Here is a 23850-nt window from a genome sequence, read left to right on the forward strand (position 1 = left end):
ATGGAAAAAGTCTCAGATCTGCTGTGCCAGCGTGCTACGCCGACCACTGTGTCCGCACTTTTTGGTGGTATGACACTCTTTCGCGTGCCCGCTTACCAGCGCGCCTACGAATGGGAAAATGAGCAAATCGATGCGTTCATTGACGACGTGCGGCGTTGTTGGCAAAGACGAATAAATGGAGAGCGCGAACGGCATTTTTTCGGCTCAGTGGTCACTTCACCAAAAGACCCTGGCGGCTTGGTGCGACCCAGACGAGAAGTCATTGACGGCCAACAGCGCTTTGCCACCTTCTTGCTGTTTGTAGCGTCCCTGCGCCAACATTGCCTCTCGGCTTCTGAATTGTTTCGCGAGGGTTCTCCGGGGTTAGCATCGGCGTTGTCGACAATGGCGGAAACACTTTTTACGCGCTTCATCATGAACAAAGACCTAGAGTTCATGGAAACCAAAGATGTCTATCCGTTAACCTTGAATGATACCGATGATGCTGTTTTCAAAGGGCTTTTGAGAGGGGATGATGTGCAAACAACAGCTCCGTCGCATCGGCTACTTCAAGCGGCGTATCAAGCATGTTTCGCTATGCTTCAGGAACGCCGGGATGCCACGGGTTCGCATGAGCGTGAGTTCAATGCGCTGAACCAGTTTTACGCGAGCGCCCTCGAGGACTGGGAAGTTGTGCACATAGAGGCAAATGCCCCCGAACACGCGAGCCTGATATTTAGAGTTCTGAACAACAGAGGCCTGCCTGTTAGCGACTGCGATCTTCTTCGTGCAACCACGATGGAGCGGGCCGGTCAAAGGCTGGAAGCGGCGGAGAGAGACCAGCTGGCTGTGGCATGGAGGGAAATAGGTGGCATCGCTCCCAATCCCGATGACTACCTTGTGCTTGCATACCAAGCGCGGACGGGTCGGCGTTTCAATATCGCCCGCACATCTACTGAATTTGAGGCGATGCACTTTGAGGAGCTCGCGAGCGGTGAGCTGCTGGGAGCAGCAGACGCCAGAGCTCTCGTCCAGAGAGTTGAAGCTCTCAAAGTGGATATGTTGAAGATCAGAGCCCTCGCTGAAGGAAACATCGCCGGCGGCGGGTTGAACCTGTCACAGGTTATGTCGGATCGGCTTGCTTACACGCTTCGCGACTTGAAGCAACATTGGATCCTCCCTCTCGTCTATGCGGCCCAGAGTCTTCATGCAGACCATCAAGAACGTTTGATGTGTGTCCTTGAGCGGTTTGCGTTTCGCTACGGGGTGTTGGCGCGCGCCAGGATTGCCGAATACGATAGAAAAATTGGCCCGATGATCACGAAGATTAGAAATACTCCAAACGAGTATCGCCTCGCTGATCTGGAGGCAATCTTGAGAGATCTTTTGGATCGCTATGCGACCACTGACGCGCTAGAGCGCCAACTTGATGGATTGGACTACGACAAGAACAAGAAGGAGCTAAAGTACCTTCTTGCCATCTCAGAGTTCATGTCGGCTTGGTACAACGGCCAAGCAAACGGCCGACCAACTGTGATGGCCCCGAATGTATCGATCGACATTCGTGCAATGACTTTGGAGCATGTCAGCCCACAAAACCCCGAAGAGGCGGGAGTGGAGATGCTACCTCATCTGCATAAGCTTGGAAATCTGACATTGCTTAGCGAGGATGAGAACAACCGGGCGGGCAATAGACCTTTCCATAACAAGAGGGCGATTTTGCAGGAGTCCCGCCTGCAGATCAATCAAGTCTTGGCCGAGAATGACGAATGGGGTGCCGACCAAGCGAGAGCGCGGCAGGAGGCCTTGAGGACGCAGGCGATGAGGATCTTCAACTTAAATTTCTGAAGTTAGGCGGCACTTCCTACGCGGCCCTGACGAATGCCGGATACCGCTTCGATAAATAGTTCTGCGGCAGTTTCGACTTGATCCTTTGTAGTGCCAAAGCCCAGACCGAGGCGAAATGCGCATTTCGTGCGCTCAGTATTTGCGCCAAACATAGCCTCAAGAACATGCGAGTCTTTTACTGACTGTGTCGAACAGGCGCTGGAGCTCGAAAAAGTAATCTGCCCACTCAGCCGTCTCATGAGTGCAAGAGGTTCGATGCCGGGAATCGATAGATTGAGAGTATTGGGTAAGCGATCAGCCTCGCCACCATTTACGAAGGCGCCCGTTTCCTGGACAAGACGCCGTTCCAAAGCGTTGCGAAGATCAGCGATATTGGCGGCAATTTTCAGCCGCGGTTCTCTCAGCTCGAAAGCCGCCGCCAGCCCGACGATTCCAGAAGTATTGAGAGTGCCAGAGCGCAGCCCGCGCTCCTGGCCGCCGCCTCGAAGGATCGGTTCTAGTGCGACGTGAGGACGTCGGCGGCGACAATAGAGTGCACCGGTTCCCTTGGGGCCATACATCTTATGTCCGGAAAGGCTCGCGAGGTGAATGTTACACGATTGGACGTCAATGGGATGGTATGCCGTCAGTTGCGTGAGGTCGCAGTGAAAGAGTGCGCCGTACTTTTCACAAAGCCGCCCGATTGCCGAAAGGGGATGGCAGACACCTGTTTCATTATTCGCGGCCATGGAGCTTACGAGCGCTGTGCCCCTTTTAAGCTCCGACTCAAGCAAGTTGAGGTCGATCCGTCCCTGGTCGTCAACGGGGAGTACGACGATCTCGGTACCGGCACCAGTATTTCTGGCTGCTTCGAGCACCGATGGGTGCTCTGTTGCGATGGTAACAATCCGGGTGCGGCCCGTTTTGTTTTGAGCACGCATCGTACCGATAATTGCCAAATTATTGGCCTCCGTCGCACCACTCACGAAGATGATGTCGGCCGACCTGGCATTTATCCCCTTCGCGACCCGCTCACGGGCCTCTTCAACGGCAGCCGAGGCGGCGGCTCCCTCGCGATGGTCTACGGAAGATGGATTGGCTGGCAACTCGCGCATCGCCGCGACGATTTTGTCGATTACCTTTTCATCTACAGGTGTAGAGGCATTGTGATCCAAATAGATTGTAGATCGGGTCATGCGGCCTCCCCTGCCAACAGCCTAGCTGCATCGGCAGGTGTGTCGATGCGGATGGCGATGTGACCTATGCCGCGGTCTATGTGGCACCGCAGGCGGCGTATGAGCTCCTCGTCGTTGAGCTCGTCTTCATCGCTTGTCTCAACGAGGGAGAGAAGCGACAGGAAAATGGGTTGATCTGATCCGAACAAAGTATACGCGTTGAATTCTTGCCCACTCTCCTCAGGTGCAACCATTCCGCCCACTGGACCCATCTCCAGAGATGAGGTTAGCGCCATGCGGCATAACAGGTTTGGCGTAAGGCCGCTGCGTTGCCTCAGCATTCTCAGGCGACCGGTAGCCTCCGAGGATACTCTGAGTTTTGTAAAATGCATCAGACGAGTTCCTCGTACAGGTTATTTACTGATGAGACGGATGTTCTCCTAGCTTCCGTAGTCGCTTCGAGTTTGTAGGTCCGGGCGATATGTGGCGTAAGGGTCTCAGCAAGAGTTGGCGTCATCTCTGTATCGGTGCAAAGCAAGATCACTTGGTTGCTTGCCGTTGGCAGATAATCTCGCACGATCGAGAGCCGATGAGATTGGTCGAGCCGCGAGAACGGGGTGTCAATCACGATCGGCAATTGACGCCCGCTCGTTTTACCGAGTGCCCAAAGCATGGAGATCGCATATATCTGACGTTCGCCCGCTGATAGGCTACTCTTCTCGATCGTAACACCGTCACTGCCTATCAGGATTACGCTAAAGTCGGTTGGGTTGATCTCGACTTTGGAAACCAAGGACTTCTTGCGACTTAGGCGATTGAAACATGCGACGAATTCGGATTGCAGTCGGCTGATACGATCCTTCAGCAATGCGCTGCCAAAAGAAGCGAGCGCGCTCTGAGCACGTAGAGCGAAATCTGAACCTCTCTCCTCCTGCGCTAGCTTTTTCAGTGCGTTTTCCTCCTGCTTGAAACGACGCTCAACCGTGTCCAGCTCTCGCAACTTTCGATCGATTGCTTCATCACGGAACTCCAGATCACGTTCTAACCCGCCGAGTGTGCGCTCAGCTTCTTTCAGATCTGCAAGTGCCTTTTCAGCTTGCCCCGTGTCGAAACCCTCCAGTTCTCTCTTGAGCTTGGCCCTAAGCTCCCGATTGCGGTCAAATTTAGCGGCGAGTTGTGCCATGAGGTTCTGGCGACCGTCAGAGAGCAAGCCGAGTCTTTGAAGAATCCAATCAGGCTCGGCAAAGAGGTGTATATTCTGCCTCCCTCTATCGGTGTCGAAATCCGAACGCAGATCATCGAAGTGATTGTCAGACCAAATATTCATTTTCGATCTGTCGGTGCGGCATCGCTTTTCGAATGCATCGACGAAATCTCGGATGGCATTCGAGTGATTTTCCTGGCGCGCCTCACTGGCCCTATGATGGAGCTGTTGTACCAAGAGTGGGGCTAGGCTCAGCGGCAAGAGTTCGTTTGCCGCGCGCTTTAACTGTGAGCTCAGTTCGGCCTGCTCATCTTCGGCCAAACGAAGTCTTGCAAGGGCATCTTCGCGGGACAGGGCATGTCGGCCGCCTTCGCTACGGTATGCCGCTTCTGATCGCTCAACGCGCCTGGCTGCTTGATCGCACCTGCTCTGTAGTTCGGCACGGCGATCTTGTTCTGCCGCGAGTTCTTTTTGCAAAGTTTCTTTTTCTGCGAGTAGGCGTTCTATATTGCCAGATGTGTTTTGATCCGCCCGGCGGCTCGTGTAGACTGTCAAGTCAGTTTGCAATTGGTCAATGATGTCCAACCCGAGAAGAGATCGAATGGCATCTCGAAGTCCGACGCTGCCGTCCTCGTCCGCAATTTCCTGAATTTTTTCTCCATCGAAGAAGAACAGTTGAGAGAGACCAAATGGAACAAGGTCTTCTACGTACTGGGCGTACTCCGTGCGGTCTAGGTCGGAAATCGGCTGACCTTCCCTGACAAGGTCTAACGTTTCAACGATTGATTTGCCTCTTGCTGACCAAGCTCTTGTAATTTCGTATGAAATATCCCGTCCGTTCTCTACTCTCACAAATGAAAGTGTGATTGCAGCCTCACGAGACGAAGCTGTTGCACTGATTTTTCTTAGAAGATGATCTTCATATGTCGATTGAGCGGTTCTTGGACCGAGTGATCTACGGCCATATAGAGCCAGTCGGATCGCGTCGAGAAAAGTGGTCTTGCCGCCGCCATTGTGCCCAAGAATGGCAACCACATTAGCTCCTTCTGAGGGCGCAGTCTCCAGATCAAAAGTGTGCTTTCCTACGTAGAGGCCAACATTTTCCAAGGCTATTTCACGGAATTTCATCTGACTAGCCCTTCTTTCGAAGATTCACCTTCTTCGGTATCTGTTTCCAAATCGGCCAGCACTTCTTCTTCCGAACGCCACTCTTTCTCGAGAATGCTGGCGATCCGGTTATGAATGGACGTCCGGCGACGCATGCCTTGAACAGCTCGTTCCGCATCGAGCAGCTCACTCAATAGTTGCAATGAGATTTCATGCTCATCGCAAACCTGACGCAAGATGTCGCCGTCTCTTGACGAAAACTCGAAGTCGTCCGCTTTCTGGGCGTAGAGGTCATTGCCAAGTTCTTCTTTGACGATCCTATATGCTGTGTTCCCCCAATCTCCTAGTTCTCTGCGCCAGATGCGCTGGATCTCGTGAATTTCAGCCTCATGAATAAGCGTTGGCGCTGGCTCGTCCACAACAAGGTTGGAAGCCTCCTTCTGGGCTTCCAACAACCGCTTCAAAACTTCCTGCCGGAACTCGAATTTATAGGGGCCCGGGACCAAACCGTCGCCAGAGCGGTTGAGTGTGACGCGTCCAGTTCTCCTGCGGAAGTCACGCACCACTTTCTTGCGTTCCGGGTCGAGTGTTTCCGCCAAGAAATCACGGACGTCTAATAGTGGTTCGAGCCATTCCTCTCCATTGTCGACCATAGCTTCCATGGCCTTGTCTTTAGTCACGACAGTGCACACCCAACAGCCAAATCGCGAGTTGCCACAGCTCTCCGTGTTCTTATCTACCACGAGCGGGCATTCACCTGCTTGAGCGTTCCGGTACATTTTGAGCAGTTGGCGGTTGTCGGCTCCCCAAGGGGCGGGTGTTTGCAGGATGTAATCCCAGACATCATCAACTGATAGCGCTTCAATAGGCGTGAAGACAAAAGCGCCCAATAGCGATGAATGGCGTGAAAAGAGGCTGCCTTCCAATTTGTGTAGCGCCATTACTTGCGCTCGTGTTGTGCTTTCTGCGCTCCGAACACCGAGGACCATAACTACTTCGCCAAATTCTGCGACTCGATTTTTTATAAATGCATTCGCGGGGTCGATTTTCAGACGCTCGGTACACCAACGGAAACGCCGCGAAGGCGCAGGATAGCCGCGTCCAATGAGATTGACCCAAAAGCTATCGCCAATATCGGGTACAACCTTATGTGCCGTAATTGGCATGCCTTGTGACTTGGCGGAGCTATTGATCTTCGCAAGTGCCTCATCAATATAGTCCACAATCACGGGTGTTTCCACCAATGTGTCTGAGCTTAATACGTAAATCGGTTTCTGCCGTTCCGGTTCTGGTAGCGCCTGCAGCGCGCGCCAGATCATCTGCAGTGCGCATGTCGAATCCTTCCCGCCGCTATATCCAATGACCCAAGGCCGATTGTCGTTACAGTAGGCGACCCGGATCCGTTCTTCTAGCGCGTCGAAGGTGAGTGGCGCGGTTGGCGAATTCGCATTTTTGTCTGTGTTCATGCCGCAACCTGGCCCTGTGCGTCGATCGCAGCTTTCATTCTGGGTTCCAATGGCAAACCGACTGTCTCGAGCAAAACCGCTGCGCCAAGTAGAACGCTTCTGCGTTGCCCATTCATACGCGCGTCATTCATTACCTTGCCCTCCCAAAGGGTGGCATTGCGTCGCGACCAGTCCAAAGATGACAGTAATTGGAGTTTTTCGGGCCATGTATCAGGAAAGGCATCAATTAACGACCCTCCGAGAACGCCGAAGGACTGTAACAGAACACCATGGGAGTGTACCGTATTCTGTCGAAGGTCATGTGCATTCAGACTACCTCCGTCTAGCCTCTGCCAGTCATCCATAATATTATAAAGCGCATTCCAGAATTGTACGACGTAGTCGAGCGTAGATGAGCCAAAGCGTTCAGCCGCAGGGCCAACCATCCACTCATGCGCTTGCTGCAAACTCGACAGCGTGTAAAGTTTCGTTGTTCGGTTTGAGAGTGATTTTTTTTCAAGTTCGAGAAAACGATTAAAGAAAGGGACCTGACGAAACACTTCAACAGATAGTCCCGCAAGTGGATCGCGCTTGTCGTAAAGTATATTGAGTGAATTCGAAGGTCTTACTGCGTTCATATTTAAATCAGAAAACATTTGCTGGCTTCTTTCCAGCCCGCGATCCGCAAAAACTACGACCGAAATAGTCTCGTTCTCTAGGGCAGGTCGGGTCTTCAGGGCGTCTTCGATTGCTGCGCGGCGATGCTGACCGTCGTTCAATATGATGCGCGCATCCATTGCAAAGCTGAGGGTGCCGACATTTCTAAGCGCACCATCGCGGCTGGCCGGCGTGAACGTGAGGTCTCCATCTACCGAAGCGCAAAGGGAAGATAGGATGTAATTATCCCAATTTTCTGCTAGATAGCTCGCAATTTGCGGAACCCTTGATTTCGACAGTACACGTTGTGCACGTAGGTCAGGCGGCAAACCATCTCCATCGAAGATGAAGAGGCGTGGAACCATTTTCATCGGCACCATTACGGTGTAGTAGGCAGTGCGAGACTGCACACCCCGGATCGCTTCAAAGGTCAGTTCATTTGCCATGGATACCTCCTAGTCGGAAGTTAATGGAAGTTAGACTGGAAGTCTATGCTTGTATCTGATTTTTGATCGTCTCGATTTGGCAGATGTGAATTGACGGTCCGTGCCGCCTGTTGCTGCGCGTCGTTGAGCTTTCCCCGAACGGTAGACACCGCGATGGCCACAGCGCCGCGGTTTCTGCATGATTGCTTCTGCACGGCGAGCTGTCTCACTTTCCCGGCAAGTAGAACTCCGTAATCCCCCGCTTCCCCTCGGCCCGCCCAAGTTGGACGATGACGTCGATGGATTTCCGGATGTATTCCCGCACCTCGGCGAAGGTCAGCGGTGTCCCAGCCTGCAGCACCATGATCGCAAGCCGGTCGATGGCGAGTTCCGCGGTTTCAGCGTGGATGGTGGAAACCGATCCACCATGGCCAGTGTTGATGGCTTCGAGATAGGTCAGAGCCTCGGCGCCGCGCAGCTCGCCGACGATGATCCGGTCAGGTCGCATGCGGAGCGAGGCCTGGAGGAGAGCGTTGGCGCCGCGTTGCGAGCCAGAACCGCGGTCGGCCAGGAGGGCGACGGTGTTCGGCTGCCCGGGGAACAGCTCGAAAGCGTCCTCGATGGTGATCAGCCGCTCGTGCTCATCGACATGCGTCAGAAGTTGGCGGGCGAAGGTGGTCTTGCCGGTCGAGGTGCCGCCACTGATCAGGACGTTGAGCCGGGCTTCGACCAGGGTCTGCAGCGCCGCCTCGAGGTTTTCCTCTGCGAGACTGGCAATGTTTTTCATCTTCTTGGCCCGGAGCGCATCGAGCGAGACGGCTTTGCCGAAGAGATAGGCCGGGACGTAATCCCTGACGCTGCCCGAGGCGAAAAGGCGGATGGTGATCGAGGTACCGCGATCGATGGCGGGCGGCACGGCCACCTGGACCCGGAGGGGGCGGCCCGCATATTCCACCTTGCCGGAGACGAGGGGGTTCTTTTCAGAGACGCGGGCCTTGGCGTCACCGACGATGGTCTGGGCCATGTTGAGGGCGGTGGTCCGGTCCACGGTCTGGCCTTCGTGGCGCATGGAGGCGTCGCCTGCGACCTCCAACCAGACCTTGCCGTCCGGGTTGATCGCGATCTCGACCACGTCATCGCGCCGCAGAAGGTCGCGGAACGGGTCGAGATAGCGCTCGAGGTATGAGGCCGGTGACGCCTGCTCCATCAGTAAATCACCACATCCCGATCCACGAGCACGGTGACCGAGGCCCCCTGATCGACATAGATCGTCGGCGCGATCGAGACCTGGTCGGCGATGACTGACCCGACAGCGTCCTGAAGATCGCTGCCAACATCGCCCAACACAATGCTGGTGGTTTCATTGTTGGCGCTCTCGGCCGCCACGGCCGGTGCCGCCCCGATCACGGAGATCAGCGCCGCCCCGCCGAAGCGCTCCGCGAACCTGGTGTCGACCAGACCGGTGAGGCCCGAGCGGCCGAGCTGGTCCCCGCCCACAGCGGCGATTTCCATCGAGGTGCCGTCCGGTGTCAGGACGCGGGTCCAGAGGATCAGGATGCGCTTCTGGTGCATCTCGATCCCGGAGCGGTATTGGCCAAAAAGGCGGGAACCCCGGGGGATCAGGATCCGGTCTCCGGAGAACGCCGGGACCGGCTCGGAGACGACTGCGACGACGGAGCCGGGTAAGTCGCTGTTGATGGCGGTCTGGAGCGCGGCCTGAATGACGGACCCTTGGGTCAGGGTGCGTTCGGGGTGGGTGAGACGCGCGGCCTCCTGCACCTCGAGCGGCCGCGCGCTCTGCAGGAACGCCTCGTTGCCGGAGAGGACCGGCTCTCCGGTGCCAGCAGCCGCGGCCTCGGCGACCGCCGCGCCACTTTGGCCACCACGCGGACCGTCGGCAAAGACCACGGCGGGGGATTTGATCTGAGCGGTCAGAAGCTCCTCGGCGATGCGTTCGGCCTCGCGCTGACGCTGCTCCTCTTTCTGCCGGCGGCGTTCCTCAAGAAGGCGCTGATCAGCGATCAGCCCTTCGCGGTCGAGTTCGGCCTCAAGCCCCTCGCGCTGCGCCCGTTCGGCATCGAGCATGGCCTGCAGCCCTTCAATGCGGGTCTCGGTCTGGCGCTGCAGGTTAGCAAGTTCGGTTTCCTTTTCGGCCAGTGTGGCTTCAAGCGCGACCTTCTGTTCGTCGAAGGCTTCGCGCAGGTCCGCGACGGCGGACTGGATTTCCGAGTTGCGGGCGGCCTGGCTGGCGGCAAGAGCTTCGCGCAGCTTGGCGATCTCGGCCAGCACCTCGGCGCTCGGTTCAGGGGCAGGGGCCGCAGGCACATCGAGCGCTTCCTCGACTGCGATCAGCGCGTCGTTGACCCGTTGCTCGGTCTCGTCTGGCGGAAACTCCAGCCGCCCGCCGGTGCCTGGGCGGCGGTCCTGGAAGGTCTCGACGTCAGAGGTCTGGAGGGCGCTGTCACCCTCCTGCAATCCGGTGGCCAGGAAATATGCGACCCCGGCCCCACCGAGGGCGAGGGCGGCGGCGAGGGCGCCGACCCCGAGGCTGTTGCCGCGGCGCTTGGACTTGCCGCGTGCCCCAAACTGGTCGAGACGGTCCTGCAGGTCGGGAGGGGTTTGATCGGCCATGGTCAGTTGCTCACGTAGATGGCGCTTTCGTCGCGCGCGGCGCAGATCGCCTCGTCGCCGATGCGCAACGTCCAGTAGGTGTTCACCCCGAGCACCCGGATCGTGTTGCCTTGCTGGGTCCAGTTGACCGTGCGCTCGCGGCCCTGGTCATCGGCCTTGAAGAGGGCAGGCTGGCGGGCGTTTTCCGGGAAGACGAAATACGTATAGCGCCCGTCGTCATAGATATGGCTGGGGCGGAAATCCCCCTCGCCCGAAACACGGTAGTTGTAGTTGCGTGGGGCTATGAGGCCCTTCGGCTGGGTGGCACCCGCCGCGCGACGTTCCTCGTCGGGGTAGCGAAAACGGACCTCGAAGAACATGCCGGTACGGTTCGGGATCGAGCCCTCGCGCAGGTGGAAGGAATAGGTGCGGCGGTTGGTAATCACCGTCATGTTGGTTGAGGCCTGCGCCACATGCGGCTTGATCGTGAGCACGTTGCCAAGCTCGGGGATTGGATCGACTTGGAAGCTTTCGGTGTCGCCGACGATCACCGCCTCGAACCTCTCCCCCGCCCCAAAATGGATCGTTGTCGAATGCCTGAGATCGGTCTCGATCCGGTAGACCTGGTTTTCATTGTAGACGGCGGTGCGGATGCGGATGTCGAGCGGGCCGCCTTGCGGCGTGGCCTCGGCTAACGCGGCAACAGGAAGGGAAAGCGCCAGGAGAAGCGCGGGCAGGGAGTTCATCTTGGTCAGTTCTCCAGGGTCTCGGCGTCGACGCGGTAGGAGGTCACCACGAAGCCCAAGGGGTTGGCCCAGACGTCCTGAAGGCGCTGGCGGGTTTCGGGTTGGAAGTCGTAGCCGACGGTGGCCACGTAAGACCGTGTGACGGTGCGGGTGTCTCGGGGACGACGCAGCGTGCGGGTGAAGCGGACCTGCGCCACGCCGCGCTCGATTTGGTTCACGGACTTGATCACAACTTCGATCTTGGCGTCGCGCCCATAGACGGTGATCGGGTAGTCCTCATTGGTGGATGACCAGAGATCGCGCAGCGTCCGGGCGGCATCACCGTCCGAGCGGTCAAGGACCGAGTTGATGCGGCTCTCGCCGTCTGTCAGGTCATAGGTTTCACGGTCGTCGACATAGGCCACGAGGTTGGCCTGGATGATGGCGTCGCTCTCGGAGAGCGTCAGCGCCTGAACGGCGGCGACCCGGTCCATCTCGCCGGTTTCCTTGTCGACCACGACCACGAAGGTCTCGGTTGTCTTGAGGGGAAAGAGGCTCGCGCCCGCGACCATGCCGGTAACGCCGACCAAAACGCCTGCGGCGGCGACGAACCAGGCAAAACGCTCGCGCCGCCGGGGCCCGTAGATGAAATCCGCCGCGAAAGCGTCGCGGTCGTGGTTCGCGGAAGGGGTTGCGGTTGTCTTCAAATCAGTCGTCTTTCACATCAGGGTTTGCGGAAGGCCTTGGCGGCGCTGAGAAGCGCGCCGGGGCTTTGCCGGATCATCTCGCCGGTCTTCACCACACCCGCATTTGCCATTTGGTTCAGCTCATGCGGCGATTTGCCGGTGACGAGGCGCGAAGTGGTGCCGGTGCCATACTCCCGCGTGTTCACGAAACCCTGGCGTGCAAGGCCGGTCAGACCCACGGCATTGGAGGCAATGCCCACCACGCCGGTGAGGTTGGACGCGATATAGGGGACCGACGCCATGATCCCGGCGCTCAGGATCAGGATGACGAGGAAGGGCAGGATGAGGCTCACGGTCTCCACATCGCCCGGATCGGCGGAAGCGTCCCCGATCGCCTCGGCGATGGCGACGATGATGCCTGCAGCGCCTGCCGCGGCGACCGGCATGAGCGCATAGCCGATGGTTGCACGGGTCCAGGCCTCGAAGAGGGATTGGGTCGGTTTGAAGAGCGAGGTCACGATCATGAAGGGGGCGATCACGATCATCAGCGCGAAGACGATCCGGGCGAAGGCAATGATCCCGGCGGTGACGGCGGCGAAGATGGCTGAGAGGACGAAGAAGATCGTACCGAGAACAGCGCCGAAGACCCAGCCTGCCCGGTCGCCGATCGTGTCGCCATAGGCGGTGATGCGCGCGACCATATTGTCGAGGCTCTCATAGACCCCGGCCTCGTCGCCCGAGCCGGTGAGCGCCAGGATCGAGGCACCGACGGAGTCGGGTACATCGGTGACCACGCCATAGATGACGCTGAAATTGTCCCAGCTCTGCGCGAATATCCCGACCAGTGCCACCTTCATCCCGAAGGCAAAGCCGGTGCCGAAGGGCAGAGGACGGAGTTGCATCACGGCGTTGATTCCCAGAAGCACGAGGAGGAGGGTCGCACCGGCCGAGATGACGTTGCCGACCGAAGCGGCCGAGGAGACGAAGCCGTCCTGCGCCACGGTGTTCACTGCGGCGTCGACCTGGCCCAGGATGTCGCGGATGACCCCCATCTACCCACCATCCTGTATCGGTGGGCAAGCCTCCATGACTTGGGCTTCCAGCGCATCGGCCTTGGCGTAGAGGTCCAGCACCTTGAAGGGCAGGCGCGGGGTGTCCGAGGTTTGGAACCTAGGCAACGCGTCAAGCGCCTGATCCCAGCTGAATTGATCCAGCAGGCAGGTGCAGGCCTCCGAGGCGAGCGCCTCTTCGGCGATCAGGATGCGCAGGATCGCGCGGTAGCCGTTGCGCAGGTAGGCGGTCTCGGCGAGATCGGCGGGCGGCTTGGGGACACCGCAGGCGTCGCCCTCGTCCCGCGCGATGGCCATCGAGCCGAAGGGCGTGTTGGTGGACGGATCCGTGGTCGGGATCTGCGCCATCCCGACACAGGGCAGGGCGCACAGGACAAGAGCTGCGAGGTTAAGCGACCGAATGACGGGGAGGTTGAGGTTCATCGACTTGCTCATGGATCCACCGCCATCGACCGGAACTTGCGTTCATCCGCGAGGGTCGCGGCATCGACGACACCAAGCTGGCCTGCGCTGACGCCCTGTACCGCTTCCAGCCGCCAGATCTGGGTCAGGATGATGCCGAGCTCGGCGGTGACGCGGGTATTGAGATCAACCGCGGCCTTCAGCCCGTCCTGCTCGTCGATTTTGCCTACCATCACCTCCAATCGCTCGAGGCTTTGACCGGCTTCGTCATGGCTTTCCTGCGCGGCGACCGACAACATTGCGCTGGCCCCGGCGGAGGCGGCGATGCGGTTGTCGGCAGGCTGGTCGGAGCCTGAGAGCGTGCTCAACCGTTCCGAGGTGAAGCCGCTGCCCGAAAGCACGCGCTCGACCGAGGCCGACAGTTCCACGCCCGGATTGAAGCCGCCGAGGAAATCACCGCTGGCCAGTGACTGCGCGGTGTTGAGGGGCGCCACCAGCTTGCCGCGCAGCGCGCGGAATTCTTCGACTGTGGCGAAGAGCTCACCGAGCCCGCTGCCCTCTATGAGCGAAGTCAGCTGCGCCTCGAGGTTTGTCAGCTGCGACAGCTGGGTTTCCAGTTCCAGCCGCATCGTGGCGAGCTGCTGCATCTGGACGTTCAGGTCCTCGGCCATGTGTTCGAGTTGGGCCACGAGCTGGCCAAGCTGCGAGCCATCGAAGGTCGGCACGCCTTGGGCCGTGGCGGGCAAGGGAAGCCCGAGTGTGATGACCGCAGCCACGGTCAGGAGAAGTTGTCTCATTCGGGTACTCCCATCTGCATGAAGTCGCGCTCGGCCAGCCGGTCGGAGGTGAGGTGCTGCGCATAGGCCGCCTCGCGTTGCTGGTTTGCTGCCATCAGCCGGACGCGAAGGTTGAGGATGCGGCCGATCTCGGCCTTGGCGTAGGTGTTGAGCTCCCAGGCCGCCTTGGCATTGGGCTGGGCATCAATCTGCAGGATGATCGCGCGGAGGCGATTGATCACCTGTTCGGTGGTCGCCGAACTATCGGCGGCGTAATAGACGCCCGCCTCGGAGATGCTGGCATATTCGGCGAGCGCAAAGTCCGAAGGCGAGAGCGTCCCGAGCGCGTCGGCGCCCCCCACCACGGCCAGGTATTCGTTGTAGAACTTCGAGATGTTGCGGACGTAGCCTTGTGTCTCGGCAAAAGGCGGCACGCCACCGTATTCAATCACGCGTCCCGGCCCCGCGTTATAGGCCGCGAGCGCATGGGGAATGTTGCCGAAGCGATTGAGCTGGGTGGTGACATAGCGCGCACCGCCGCGCAGGTTGTCTTTCACATCGTAGCGGTCGACGCCGAGGTCGGTGGCAGTGCCCGGCATGAGCTGCGTCAGGCCATAGGCCCCGACCGGGCTTTGTGCTGTGACGTTGAAGCGGCTCTCCTGCTTGATCAGGGCCTGAAAAAGGCAGCGCCACTGGGTGGCCGAAAGACCGGCACGGGCCACGCCGGGCGCGCCCGCAAACTCGCCCGCAACCTCGACGATCATCATCTCGACGGTCTCGCGGCCCTCGCCGAAGAGGCGACTGTTCATGGGACTCGGATCGGTATTGGGATAGACCGCCGCCACCCCAAAATCCGCATTGCCCTCGAGCGCGCGAATATCGAAGCCGGAACCGGTGATCGCTGCGGTCATCTCTTCGAGGACGCGCAGCTGGTCGGCGTGGACATCGGCCAGCGTGGACTCGGTGCGATCCTTGTCCTGTTGGACGCCCAGATCCTCGGCCAGTGCCGTCACCCGGGCGATAGCGCGACCGATCGCGGAATTGTCCTGCGTCGGCACGCCCTGGGCGAGCGCGGGCAAAGCGCTGAGGCCGTGGCAGAACACGGCGGATATGATCGCGGCGCGGCTCATTCCGGACGGGGCAGGGGCTCGAATGTGCAGTCGGGTTTGGCCATTGCGTGAGCCGGTGCGCCCATGGTCGAGAAGGACAGGGCGGACCTTGTCACCTGCGGCTCGCCATTGCGTCCGAAGCAGGGCGAGGTTTTCTCGGTGTATTTCTCGCAAGCCGAGAGAAGGCCAACGGCGGCGCAAAGCGCGAGGAGAGGTTTCGAATTCATATCACATGTCTCCAGAAATCAGGATTGGCGCGCCAATCGGCGGGCACACGGGCCTCGCCGGTGGCACCGCCGCCAAGGATGGGGAGGAGGTCGCCCAAGGCAGAGAGATCGGCATCGACGAAGACGCTGTCGCCCGCCGAGCGGACAAGGGCGATGCGCTGGCCGATGGTGGGCTGGACAAGGAGGGCGGCCTCCTTGGCGTTGACGCGGAGGAAGTCGTAGTCGGAGACAGTGGCACGATCGTTCGGGAAGAGGATTTGGGTTGGCACTGTCTCGACGATGGTCTTGCCGACGCGGCTGTCGCGCAGCTGGCTCGGATACTGCGTCATCATGATCACGACGCAGTTCATTTTCCGAAGCGTGACCAGCCAGTTTTCCAGCCGTGCGCCGAAGTAGGTATCGTCGAGAAGCTTCCAGGCTTCGTCGAGCACGATGATGGTGGGGCGGCGATCCTCGACCACGCGTTCGATCTGGCGGAAGATGTAGGAGAGCACCGCCATGCGTTCGGTCGTCATGTCGAGGATCTCGGTCATGTCGAAACCGATGATGTCGGAGGCCAGTTCAAGCCCGGTACCGTATTCCGGCTCGTCGAAGACCCAACCATAGCGGCCGCCCGGGGCCCATTCGGCGACGCGGGACTGCAGCTCGCCGTCGTCATCAAGTGACTGAAACAGGGTCTCGAAACTCGCGAAGCGTCTGAGCGAGCCCTCGGCATGGGCATTTTGCGCGACCGCGCTTTGGATGTGTCGTGACTGCTCGCCCGTGAGGGTTCCATTGCGTGTGAGAAGTGTCGCAAGCCAATCCGAGAGCCAGGCGCGGCCACGTTCGTCGATTTCGGTATCGAGTGGGTTCAAGCCCGAGGGCACCCCGGCGCGGATTTCGTTGTAGCGGCCACCGAGGGCTCGCACGGCCATCTCGAGGCCGCGATCCTTGTCGAAGAAGAAAAGCCGCGCGCCGACGCGTTGCGCTTGGGCTGCGAGAAATGCCGTGGTCAGTGTCTTGCCGGTGCCCGTGCGTCCCAGGACGAGCGTATGGCCGACGGTCGGTTCCTTGCCCGCCTTGCCTGCCTCGTGGAAATTGAAGCGATAGGCCGAGGTGCCGACCGTGGGCAACACGGAGATCGGCTGACCCCAGGGCGACCCATCCGGGCCGCGCCCCTCGACACTGCCATGAAGCGCCGCGAAATCCGCGAAATTTATCGAGGAGATCGGCGTCTTGCGGGCGCGGTAGCCAAAGTTGCCGGGCGACTGCGCGAAGTAGGTGGCTTTCAGCGCCATGTTCTCGCGCACGATCACCGACATGATCTCCTGGCCGACACGCTTGATCTGTGCGGCGGCGCGCTCGAGCGTGTCGCGGTCGGGGGCATAGACCGCGATCGAGAGCTGATGGTCGCCGAAGGCGATGCGCCCTGCCTCCTGATCGTCGGCCGCTTGCCCAAGTTGTTCGCGCAAGGAGACGGCAGCATCGTCGGAGGCATGCATCTGGCGGATGATGCGCTGGATGCGTTCGGCCATGATGTTGTTCGGGATCGGGCTGAAGGAGTTTGTGAGCACGATGTCGAGCGGCAGATCGAGCGCATCGAGCAGCGTGACATCGGTCAGCGCCGGATAGGTTTTCATCGAGAAGATCGCGCCGTATTTGACCGCACCTGTCACAGCGTCGGTCAAGGTGACAACGTCGCCGTCGAAGGTCGCGCGGCAATTGCTCAGGGTGTGCGAGAGGGGCAGAGCGCTTTGGCCGAAGGCGATTGGGGAAAAGCTGCCCGCGTTCAGTGTGTTGAGATAGCCCAGCCATTCGCCACCCGTGCGGGTCAGGCGGACCGGGTTGGCGGAGGCCAATGCCACCTCGAAGAAGCCCATGACTTCGTCCAGCTCCTGCATCCGCGTCGCGCGGTCCTTGACCCAGGCCTTGCGGGCGAGGGCGCGCAGGATCGGAATACGCGCGGAGATGTCGGGGCGCCGGATGACGCTGAGATAGAGTTGGCGCTTGGCCGGACGCAGGTCTTTGACATGGGCCTGCCAGCGGGCGTCGATCGCGGCAGCGAAACTGTCGCCCTCGATCTCGCGCATCCCCAGATCCTGTGGCACGGAAATCCGGTGGATATAGAATCCGAAGGCATTGCCGGTCTGGGCGACGATCGCCGCCACCGCGCGCTTGAGCGCGTCGAGCCGGGCGTCCTCACTGGTCATCGGGTTGAGCCCGTCGAGGCGAAGTGTGGCCAGGAGGTCGCCCTCGCGGAGCACCATCACATCGTCACTGGCCAGCGCAAAATACGGGAGGTGCTCCGCAAGGTAGCTCTCCCGCGCGATATCCCTACCGCCCGCTTGATGCAGGGCCGTTCCGTGAGTGGAAAGTGTGCCCGCATCAAGCGCCAAAGCTGTCACCTCCGTGCAAGGCCCGGTTTTTCGTCGCGCGCACCGTGCCGTAGGAGATGCGCAGAACCTCGAAAAAATGCGGCTCGCGGTCGGCAACGAACCAGAGGATCGGATATGCGACGATCCCGATCAGGAAGAAGACCATCGACTTGGTCCAGATGAACGGCAGAACGACCCCGGTCGCCAGCACTACGAGGTATCCGACAGGGAGACCCAGATACTTGGGCGGTCGGGCGAGGCCCAGAAAGAGGGGGGATCGTTCTGCCACTTCGATGCGTCCCTGCTTAGAGTTGAAAATGAATCCGCAGGTCGGCTCGAGGCAGCGTTTGCGAAGCACAACGCGTTCGAGGCGACCGGAGGATGCGAGTTTGCAGGGACGTCATCAATCGAGCCTCTTCTCAGGAGAACCCGTCGACAATGGTGCCGGCCGAGAAGATCAGCACAATCCCGATGATGACCGAGGCGAACCAGCCCCAATTGAGCCGTCCCATCATGCACATGAAGCCGGTGCCGATGATGGCGAGCGTGGCGACCGCGATCCCGATCGGACCGGTCAGCGCGGCCTCGACGGTCTCCAGCATGGTCTGGATTGGCGACAAGTCCTGCGCGAGGACGGGTGTTGCGAAAGCCGCCAGGGTTGTGGCGGCGGGCAAGAGGCGGCTGAGGCGATGTCTGAGCATGCGGGATTTCCCTTGTTTTATTGAAGATCGATGAGGGTTGGCACACGGGTTGCGACACGGGTGTCTGGTCCGGACACAGGCGCGCCTACCAACCTGGACCGGATCCGGTGGATGCGCGCGATGTAGTTGCGGGTCTCGGTGAAGGGCGGGATGCCCGAATATTCGACCACGCGGTGCGGACCGGCGTTGTAGGCCGCGAGCGCCAGGTCGATATCCTTGAACGTGGCAAGCTGCGCGAGCAGATATCGCGCCGCGCCGTCGAGGTTCTGGGCGGGGTTGCGCGTATCGACCCCGAGAGCGCGGGCCGTGTCCGGCATCAGCTGCCCCAACCCATAGGCGCCCTTGGGGCTCACCGCGGAGGGGTTGTAGCTGCTCTCTGCCTCGACAACGGCGCGGAACAACAGCTGCCAGGCGTCCGCGCCAAGATCGACCTGCCGGAGAGCGCGGTTGCTCTGATGGCGGGCAGCAGTGGTGCGGATCAGGTCAAGGATTCTGGACGAAGGAGGCCCTGCCTCGGAAGAGCCGATAAGATCCGTTATGTTGTTTTCGGGCACGTTCGCGGCCTCGATCCAAGCGGGTTTGCCGCCATGGAATGTCCACCCGGAGCTTCGGACCGACCCATCACGCGCAAAGGCGATGACGTCAGCTTCGCTCCTCGAGGGTGAGCCCATAGTCAGGACCAAAGCGCAGATCGCGCCCGTCACCGAACTCGAGATGATGTTTGAAGAGCCCCGGCCATATGTTGAAATACCTGGGCTCTGGTCCATGCGGGGTGATGCGGGTTGAGACCAGGATGGCTTCCGGCTCGCCCTCGCGCAGGTAGATGCACTGGTAGCGCGGCTTGCCATCGTCCGTGAACCCCACGAGTTCATACCGGCAGCGGAACGCGATGCCCTCCTCCTGGAGGTCTTTGACACCATCGATGGTGATCAGGATCTGGTTGCGCGCTATCGGCATGTTTGGACTCTCCCGTTGAGAGCCCTTCTACTTCACGACACTAAGGCCATAAAGACATATAGAGTCAATACGACATATTGCATAAAAATACATATTGCACGATAGTTGCCGCAAATTTTGCGGGAGAGTGGCATGAAACGTCAGATGATGGCGGCGATAATCGGGGTGTTTGGTGCTCTTGGTGCCCCTGAGAACGCGCGGGCCTATGATATCGACTGCGCTATCATGCTCTGTCTGGCGGGCGGCTTCCCCCCGAGTGCTGTCTGCGCGCAGGCCTATCGCACCATGATTCGTCGCATCACGCCCTGGCCGAGCCTGCCGCCCTTCGGGGTCTGTACCTTTGCCCATGTGCCGGTCGAACTCGGCGGGCCAGGTGGGGAGGGCGAACTCGACACCAACCTGCCGGAATATGAATGGCTGAACCGCACCCATGTGATCTGGTTCACGGGACGATCCTATGAACCTCGTGACCAGCCGCGTCAGTGGGATTGGACTATCCGCTCCTGCGATCGCGAGAACCGGACCTGCCAGTATATCCAGCGGGTCTACGGATCGCACACCCCATGGCCCGCGACATTCGTCTCGGAAAGCGGTCAGGAGATCGCTTACCCGACCAGCGGCGGCTTCCTGCACTTCTATTCCCGCAGCATCATGGTCGAATACGGAGACTTTGAGGGCAACATGGACCACTCGGAGTGGTTCGATTACTGATCCTCGCCATCGGGCAGCTTGAGTGAAAACGGCCGCACGATTGCCAGACTGACGTCGTAGCTTTCCGGATCGACAAACTGGCGCCGGCTCACGGATCCATCGTTCCAGCGGTAGTCGGTGAACACATGGGTTTCGTGCGTTCCGTCGTTGATAAAGCCCTCCTGGAAGGGCCAGCCGGTGTGTTTTTTGCTCATTGAACTCCTGCCATACCGTTAGACTATCGATTGCGGCGCATCAGAACCGAACCGAGCGATGGCTGGCGGGAAGTAGCTAGCGTTTTGTAAAGAGTTCGGCTGCGTCGACCTTCAGGGCCTTCGCGATGCGTTCGAGCAAATCGAGCGACGCCGCGAACCTGGCGTTCTCGACCTTGCCCATATGGCCGCGGCTCACGTTGGCCCGATGAGCAAGCTCCTCTTGGCTGAGGCCGCGGGCGCGTCTCAAGTCTTGGATGTTCAGTGCTACGCGGTCCCGCAAGTTCATGCCCGTAAAACGGACATGGAGCGCGAAATATCGCCACGCGATATATGTTACATTCGGAGGCGTAGAGAAGGAATCTTGGAGCGGCGCGAGATCGCCGGAATGGGATGCCTGCCGATCCGCAGGTCACGGGATGATCCGTGTTTCAAACATTTTGGGCCGTTCAATCGTTCTTTCGGAAAAGGGCGGCACCGGCAATACCGGTGCCGCCAGTCAATCGTCCACAGGGAAGTTGTAGAAGACGAATTCTACAGGGAAATTTGGGTGGCCAAAAAAACGCATAAGAGAGCATATGTTAAGTTGGCTCTTGGCCAAGAGTGCGCATGACTCGGGCGCACCTGGGACGAATACTTCTCGGGCGAAAGCGGCGCGCCTAAGACCCGCAGCAAGAGTTAAGTCCGCTATCCGCGTCGGACCCGGGGTCATGCCAGCCAAGTTCGCAGAACGTCAGAAGGCCGCAAGCATGTGGACTAGGCCTTTTTCGATGTTCTTCCACGGCTTCTTGCCCACGGTATGTAAGAACCAACATCTGGTACCGCAGATATTTTTCGTAAAGAACTGCATGAAGCGACAACAGATTTTGTGACCCACAGGCCTGGATCAAGGACTTATGGAACTCCCAGTCATATCGGAATCAGGATCGGAGCGACCACGCCCTGCGCCAATGGCTGCGGGAACTGGCGAATAAACGTCGCCGGTTCGGATATCGTAGTTAGGGCATCCTTTTGGCCAGAGAGGGTTTTGAAGTGAACCATTAGAAGCTTTTCCGTCTCTATCGCGAGGAAGGGCTGGCCGTGCGCCGCAGGTGATCACGCAAACGCGCACTGGGTACGCGCAGGCCCATCCTAGTGCCGGATCGCGCCAATCAGCGTTGGTCGTTGGACTTCGTGTCCGATGCCTTTGCTAATGGCCAAAGGTTCCGTGTGTTGTGCATCGTGGATGACTGCACGCGCGAAGCCTTGGCGGCCACTGTGGTGGATCGCTCACTGTCAGGTGAGCGGATGATCCGCGAACTGGATGACCTGATCGGGAGGCTGGGTCAGTTGACTTTCTGACCCACGATCAGATCAAAGCGATGACAACGGCCGACCGTATCGTCAACCTCGGCACTCGTCAGGGGTATGTTACCCCCTGGATCACGACGTCAGCGGAAAAGCGCCCTTAGGGGTGCCACAGCCTCTTGCCAGCTGTCACGCGCTTCTAGCCGGTCGATCCAACTCGCAACTCCTGGGTACTGGTCCAGTAAAATCCCCGCTTGATCGCGATACATGAAGGTGGTCGCAAGATAGAAGTCGGCAAGGCTGAGTGCGCCTGCGATCCAGTCCTTGCCGTCGAGTCCGGTTTCCAGAACGGCAAGGAACTGATCTGTGGCTTTTCGTTCCGCTTCGACCACAGTCGGATCGGGATCGCCCATGCCGAATTTCTCTTTGAGAAACAGCTCAAAGGACAATTTCTGCATCGCCGGGCCAAGGTGGATCGCTTGCCACCAGGTCCATTGATCGACGAGGGACCGCGCCTTGCGGCCCTCAGGATAGAGGCCCGCCTCGGGCCGAAGCCCCGCCAGATAGGCACAAATTGCCCGGGATTCCCAAAGCACGAAATTCCCGTCCTCCAAAACGGGCACCTTTGCATTGGGATTGCGAGCGAGAAATTCCGCCGCGCGGTTGTCCCCGGCCCGGATGTCGACCTGGACGATTTCGAGGTCCACGCCCAGTTCGTGTGCCACCGCCCGCACACGCAGCGCATTGGGCGAGAAATTCGCGTTGTAGAGTTTCATGATTTTGTCCGCCTCTATAGTTACTGCGGCGCCCGAAGAAGCACCGCCCGGTTTTCGGTCAGGAAATCGGTAACCGACTGTCCGGACTTGCCGGTGAGCGTCTTGAGATCGTCGCTGGCCACATCAAGGTAGCCTTCGGCGATTGCCTGGTCGAAAGAGACGAAAACACGCGCCATGAACTCGGGCAGGCCATTTGCGATCATCGCCTGCACCATGTCTTCGGCCGGCATCGGAACGTAGGGGATGTCCTTGCCGGCGATGTCCGACAAAAGCGCCGCGATATCGGCCTGGCCGGTGGATTCGGGCCCGGTGATGTCCAGGACCTCGCGGTCGGTCGCATTCATCAGCGCGGCAGCGGCGGCGCGGGCGCAGTCGGCGCGCGTGACGTAACTCGCCCGTCCGTCCCCTGCCGCGGCAAAGAGCTGCCCCATGTCGATCGCCTGCGGTCCGCTCATAAGCAACAGATCCGTGTAAAGGTTGTTGCGAAGGATCGTGTAGCTGGCGCCGCTTTGCTCGATCAGCTTCTCGGTGTTCTGATGATCCTTGCTGAAAGTGATGGGGCTTTCGGGTACCGGGCTGGCAAGCGAGGTATAGACGATGTGGTCGATACCCGCCTCGCGTGCGGCGGTGATCGCATTGGAATGAGCCGCGAGCCGTTTGCCCGGCTCCAGATCGTCGGTGGAGATGATCAGGATCCGCTTGCCGCCCGCGATGGCCGGACCCAGTGTTTCGGGCGCGTTGAAATCGCCTTGGCGAACATCCACCCCCTTGTCCCTGAACTCGGCGAGTTTGTCGGCGTTGCGCGTGACCGCGATGATCGGACCGGCGCCCGCCTCGATCAGTTGATCGATTACCTGGCGTCCAAGCTGGCCGGAGGCGCCTGTGACGATAAATGGTCCGTTCTGAAAGCTTGCCATGGGCGTATTCCTGTTCTTTGAGAGAGAGTCAGCCGTGGATGTGAACCTGCGCGGGGTTGGCCAGCTTGCCGCGGGCGAAGTCCCAGCTCGTTGTCAGGATTTTGATCATGACGTCGACCTCTGACCCATCGCGCGGCGCAAAGGCCATGACGGCATTTGCCGGGATGTGTCCGGCCGACGCCATCGGGTGCGGTTCGCCCCATCCCTTGGCGATGAGTTCATCGACCGCCGCCAGCGGCAGCATCATGTGCGACGAACCGTCATAGGAGGGATGCACATGGGCAAATTCGCGTCCGATCATGAAGGCTTCACGCGGGCCGCAGGCATGCGCCACCGGCAAGACCAGTGCTTCGGCGCCGGGCACCGAGATGCCCGACCGGCAGCGCTCGACGAAGGGCAGGGCGAAGGCCTTCTCCTTGAAAAATGCGTGGATCTCTGCCGAGGAGTTCTGCGACACCTGCTCATGCGGGGCGCAATCGGTGGTGTCGGGGCGCGGGCCCTGCCGCGGGGGAAGTTCGAAGCTCATGGTTGG

Annotated in this window: 27 protein-coding genes and 1 pseudogene; 3 read left to right on the top strand and 25 right to left on the bottom strand. The window is 59.6% G+C overall.

Features of this window, described 5'->3' with window-relative positions; translation table 11 throughout:
• Positions 1-1827: a DUF262 domain-containing protein gene (locus tag BMY38_RS17150; protein WP_092765164.1), complete on the top strand. Its 1827-nt coding sequence runs from the start codon at positions 1-3 to the stop codon at positions 1825-1827.
• 2 nt (positions 1828-1829) lie between these two features.
• Here the strand turns inward: BMY38_RS17150 and BMY38_RS17155 are convergent, their stop codons facing one another.
• The 19 genes from BMY38_RS17155 to BMY38_RS17245 form a co-directional block, all read right to left on the bottom strand.
• A complete protein-coding gene (locus tag BMY38_RS17155) occupies positions 1830-3002 on the bottom strand; it encodes a cysteine desulfurase family protein (protein ID WP_092765166.1) in 1173 nt (390 codons plus the stop codon).
• A complete protein-coding gene (gene dndE / locus BMY38_RS17160) occupies positions 2999-3373 on the bottom strand; it encodes a DNA sulfur modification protein DndE (RefSeq protein ID WP_028957474.1) in 375 nt (124 codons plus the stop codon). The genes BMY38_RS17155 and dndE overlap by 4 nt, the downstream gene beginning before the upstream one ends.
• Positions 3373-5313 carry a DNA sulfur modification protein DndD gene (gene dndD / locus BMY38_RS17165; protein ID WP_092765169.1) on the bottom strand — a complete coding sequence of 647 codons (1941 nt, stop codon included), beginning with the start codon at positions 5311-5313 and terminating at the stop codon, positions 3373-3375. Before dndD ends, dndE begins: the two co-directional genes overlap by 1 nt.
• Positions 5310-6758 carry a DNA phosphorothioation system sulfurtransferase DndC gene (gene dndC / locus BMY38_RS17170; RefSeq protein WP_092765171.1) on the bottom strand — a complete coding sequence of 483 codons (1449 nt, stop codon included), beginning with the start codon at positions 6756-6758 and terminating at the stop codon, positions 5310-5312. The genes dndD and dndC overlap by 4 nt, the downstream gene beginning before the upstream one ends.
• On the bottom strand, positions 6755-7840 hold the full coding sequence (gene dndB, locus BMY38_RS17175; RefSeq protein ID WP_092765173.1) for a DNA sulfur modification protein DndB: 1086 nt from the start codon (positions 7838-7840) through the stop codon (positions 6755-6757). Before dndB ends, dndC begins: the two co-directional genes overlap by 4 nt.
• A 205-nt stretch (positions 7841-8045) precedes the next feature.
• A complete protein-coding gene (locus BMY38_RS17180; protein ID WP_092765175.1) occupies positions 8046-9026 on the bottom strand; it encodes an ATPase, T2SS/T4P/T4SS family in 981 nt (326 codons plus the stop codon).
• Positions 9026-10450, bottom strand: a complete 1425-nt coding sequence (locus tag BMY38_RS17185) for a TraB/TrbI/VirB10 family type IV secretion system protein (RefSeq protein WP_092765177.1) — start codon at positions 10448-10450, stop codon at positions 9026-9028. Before BMY38_RS17185 ends, BMY38_RS17180 begins: the two co-directional genes overlap by 1 nt.
• 2 nt (positions 10451-10452) lie before the next feature.
• Positions 10453-11175: a TrbG/VirB9 family P-type conjugative transfer protein gene (locus BMY38_RS17190; protein WP_092765179.1), complete on the bottom strand. Its 723-nt coding sequence runs from the start codon at positions 11173-11175 to the stop codon at positions 10453-10455.
• Positions 11176-11180: 5 nt separating this feature from the next.
• On the bottom strand, positions 11181-11861 hold the full coding sequence (locus tag BMY38_RS17195) for a VirB8 family type IV secretion system protein (RefSeq protein WP_092765181.1): 681 nt from the start codon (positions 11859-11861) through the stop codon (positions 11181-11183).
• Positions 11862-11878: 17 nt separating this feature from the next.
• A complete protein-coding gene (locus BMY38_RS17200) occupies positions 11879-12892 on the bottom strand; it encodes a TrbL/VirB6 family protein (RefSeq protein ID WP_092765183.1) in 1014 nt (337 codons plus the stop codon).
• Complete coding sequence (locus tag BMY38_RS17205; protein ID WP_245737672.1) at positions 12893-13333, bottom strand: hypothetical protein; 441 nt, start codon at positions 13331-13333, stop codon at positions 12893-12895.
• 8 nt (positions 13334-13341) lie between these two features.
• Positions 13342-14109: a type IV secretion system protein gene (locus BMY38_RS17210; protein ID WP_092765185.1), complete on the bottom strand. Its 768-nt coding sequence runs from the start codon at positions 14107-14109 to the stop codon at positions 13342-13344.
• On the bottom strand, positions 14106-15218 hold the full coding sequence (locus BMY38_RS17215) for a lytic transglycosylase domain-containing protein (RefSeq protein WP_092765187.1): 1113 nt from the start codon (positions 15216-15218) through the stop codon (positions 14106-14108). The genes BMY38_RS17210 and BMY38_RS17215 overlap by 4 nt, the downstream gene beginning before the upstream one ends.
• A complete protein-coding gene (locus BMY38_RS17220; RefSeq protein ID WP_092765189.1) occupies positions 15215-15424 on the bottom strand; it encodes a hypothetical protein in 210 nt (69 codons plus the stop codon). Before BMY38_RS17220 ends, BMY38_RS17215 begins: the two co-directional genes overlap by 4 nt.
• Positions 15421-17799: a VirB4 family type IV secretion/conjugal transfer ATPase gene (locus BMY38_RS17225; protein ID WP_092765192.1), complete on the bottom strand. Its 2379-nt coding sequence runs from the start codon at positions 17797-17799 to the stop codon at positions 15421-15423. The genes BMY38_RS17220 and BMY38_RS17225 overlap by 4 nt, the downstream gene beginning before the upstream one ends.
• A complete protein-coding gene (locus BMY38_RS17230; RefSeq protein WP_092765194.1) occupies positions 17789-18067 on the bottom strand; it encodes a VirB3 family type IV secretion system protein in 279 nt (92 codons plus the stop codon). Before BMY38_RS17230 ends, BMY38_RS17225 begins: the two co-directional genes overlap by 11 nt.
• Before the next feature lie 130 nt (positions 18068-18197).
• The gene (locus BMY38_RS17235; protein WP_092765196.1) at positions 18198-18479 is read right to left on the bottom strand and encodes a TrbC/VirB2 family protein; all 282 of its coding nucleotides are present in this window, start codon (positions 18477-18479) and stop codon (positions 18198-18200) included.
• 17 nt (positions 18480-18496) lie between these two features.
• A complete protein-coding gene (locus BMY38_RS17240) occupies positions 18497-19033 on the bottom strand; it encodes a lytic transglycosylase domain-containing protein (protein WP_425431639.1) in 537 nt (178 codons plus the stop codon).
• 88 nt (positions 19034-19121) lie between these two features.
• Entirely contained in the window at positions 19122-19436 is a 315-nt protein-coding gene (locus BMY38_RS17245; protein WP_092765200.1) for a hypothetical protein, read from the bottom strand.
• 132 nt (positions 19437-19568) lie between these two features.
• Here BMY38_RS17245 and BMY38_RS17250 point away from each other — a divergent pair, with 132 nt between their 5' ends.
• On the top strand, positions 19569-20147 hold the full coding sequence (locus tag BMY38_RS17250) for a hypothetical protein (protein WP_092765202.1): 579 nt from the start codon (positions 19569-19571) through the stop codon (positions 20145-20147).
• Here the strand turns inward: BMY38_RS17250 and BMY38_RS17255 are convergent.
• The 3 genes from BMY38_RS17255 to BMY38_RS18765 all read right to left on the bottom strand — a co-directional run bounded on the left by BMY38_RS17255 (position 20141) and on the right by BMY38_RS18765 (position 21228).
• Positions 20141-20341: a hypothetical protein gene (locus tag BMY38_RS17255; protein WP_092765204.1), complete on the bottom strand. Its 201-nt coding sequence runs from the start codon at positions 20339-20341 to the stop codon at positions 20141-20143. The two genes, BMY38_RS17250 and BMY38_RS17255, sit on opposite strands and share 7 nt — an antisense overlap.
• Before the next feature lie 76 nt (positions 20342-20417).
• Positions 20418-20627: a helix-turn-helix domain-containing protein gene (locus tag BMY38_RS17260; protein ID WP_092765206.1), complete on the bottom strand. Its 210-nt coding sequence runs from the start codon at positions 20625-20627 to the stop codon at positions 20418-20420.
• 370 nt (positions 20628-20997) lie between these two features.
• The gene (locus BMY38_RS18765; RefSeq protein WP_369824838.1) at positions 20998-21228 is read right to left on the bottom strand and encodes a hypothetical protein; all 231 of its coding nucleotides are present in this window, start codon (positions 21226-21228) and stop codon (positions 20998-21000) included.
• A gap of 25 nt (positions 21229-21253) precedes the next feature.
• Here BMY38_RS18765 and BMY38_RS17270 point away from each other — a divergent pair.
• Positions 21254-21667: pseudogene (locus BMY38_RS17270) on the top strand (transposase family protein); the annotation flags it as partial.
• A 101-nt stretch (positions 21668-21768) separates the two neighbouring features.
• On the opposite strand, the gene BMY38_RS17275 reads toward BMY38_RS17270, so the two are convergent.
• Genes BMY38_RS17275 through BMY38_RS17285 form a run of 3 tightly spaced genes read right to left on the bottom strand, consistent with a single transcriptional unit; the run spans position 21769 to position 23844 of the window.
• Complete coding sequence (locus BMY38_RS17275; RefSeq protein ID WP_027238702.1) at positions 21769-22401, bottom strand: glutathione S-transferase family protein; 633 nt, start codon at positions 22399-22401, stop codon at positions 21769-21771.
• 20 nt (positions 22402-22421) lie between these two features.
• A complete protein-coding gene (locus BMY38_RS17280) occupies positions 22422-23318 on the bottom strand; it encodes an SDR family oxidoreductase (RefSeq protein WP_037931965.1) in 897 nt (298 codons plus the stop codon).
• Positions 23319-23346: 28 nt separating this feature from the next.
• Positions 23347-23844 carry a luciferase domain-containing protein gene (locus tag BMY38_RS17285; RefSeq protein WP_037931962.1) on the bottom strand — a complete coding sequence of 166 codons (498 nt, stop codon included), beginning with the start codon at positions 23842-23844 and terminating at the stop codon, positions 23347-23349.
• Positions 23845-23850 lie beyond the last annotated feature (6 nt).

Source organism: Jannaschia helgolandensis, assembly GCF_900109285.1.
In the GTDB taxonomy this organism is placed as follows: domain Bacteria; phylum Pseudomonadota; class Alphaproteobacteria; order Rhodobacterales; family Rhodobacteraceae; genus Jannaschia; species Jannaschia helgolandensis.

Coding starts and splice junctions, on each gene's coding strand:
- BMY38_RS17255 (WP_092765204.1), bottom strand. CDS start 20,341: ATGAGCAAAAAACACACCGGCTGGCCCTTCCAGGAGGGCTTTATCAAC.
- BMY38_RS17285 (WP_037931962.1), bottom strand. CDS start 23,844: ATGAGCTTCGAACTTCCCCCGCGGCAGGGCCCGCGCCCCGACACCACC.
- dndD (WP_092765169.1), bottom strand. CDS start 5,313: ATGAAATTCCGTGAAATAGCCTTGGAAAATGTTGGCCTCTACGTAGGA.
- BMY38_RS17280 (WP_037931965.1), bottom strand. CDS start 23,318: ATGGCAAGCTTTCAGAACGGACCATTTATCGTCACAGGCGCCTCCGGC.
- BMY38_RS17180 (WP_092765175.1), bottom strand. CDS start 9,026: ATGGAGCAGGCGTCACCGGCCTCATACCTCGAGCGCTATCTCGACCCG.
- BMY38_RS17275 (WP_027238702.1), bottom strand. CDS start 22,401: ATGAAACTCTACAACGCGAATTTCTCGCCCAATGCGCTGCGTGTGCGG.
- BMY38_RS17205 (WP_245737672.1), bottom strand. CDS start 13,333: ATGAACCTCAACCTCCCCGTCATTCGGTCGCTTAACCTCGCAGCTCTT.
- BMY38_RS17235 (WP_092765196.1), bottom strand. CDS start 18,479: ATGCTCAGACATCGCCTCAGCCGCCTCTTGCCCGCCGCCACAACCCTG.
- BMY38_RS17245 (WP_092765200.1), bottom strand. CDS start 19,436: ATGCCGATAGCGCGCAACCAGATCCTGATCACCATCGATGGTGTCAAA.
- BMY38_RS17210 (WP_092765185.1), bottom strand. CDS start 14,109: ATGAGACAACTTCTCCTGACCGTGGCTGCGGTCATCACACTCGGGCTT.
- BMY38_RS17215 (WP_092765187.1), bottom strand. CDS start 15,218: ATGAGCCGCGCCGCGATCATATCCGCCGTGTTCTGCCACGGCCTCAGC.
- BMY38_RS17200 (WP_092765183.1), bottom strand. CDS start 12,892: ATGGGGGTCATCCGCGACATCCTGGGCCAGGTCGACGCCGCAGTGAAC.
- BMY38_RS17220 (WP_092765189.1), bottom strand. CDS start 15,424: ATGAATTCGAAACCTCTCCTCGCGCTTTGCGCCGCCGTTGGCCTTCTC.
- BMY38_RS17185 (WP_092765177.1), bottom strand. CDS start 10,450: ATGGCCGATCAAACCCCTCCCGACCTGCAGGACCGTCTCGACCAGTTT.
- dndB (WP_092765173.1), bottom strand. CDS start 7,840: ATGGCAAATGAACTGACCTTTGAAGCGATCCGGGGTGTGCAGTCTCGC.
- dndE (WP_028957474.1), bottom strand. CDS start 3,373: ATGCATTTTACAAAACTCAGAGTATCCTCGGAGGCTACCGGTCGCCTG.
- BMY38_RS17155 (WP_092765166.1), bottom strand. CDS start 3,002: ATGACCCGATCTACAATCTATTTGGATCACAATGCCTCTACACCTGTA.
- BMY38_RS17190 (WP_092765179.1), bottom strand. CDS start 11,175: ATGAACTCCCTGCCCGCGCTTCTCCTGGCGCTTTCCCTTCCTGTTGCC.
- dndC (WP_092765171.1), bottom strand. CDS start 6,758: ATGAACACAGACAAAAATGCGAATTCGCCAACCGCGCCACTCACCTTC.
- BMY38_RS17250 (WP_092765202.1), top strand. CDS start 19,569: ATGAAACGTCAGATGATGGCGGCGATAATCGGGGTGTTTGGTGCTCTT.
- BMY38_RS17260 (WP_092765206.1), bottom strand. CDS start 20,627: ATGAACTTGCGGGACCGCGTAGCACTGAACATCCAAGACTTGAGACGC.
- BMY38_RS17150 (WP_092765164.1), top strand. CDS start 1: ATGGAAAAAGTCTCAGATCTGCTGTGCCAGCGTGCTACGCCGACCACT.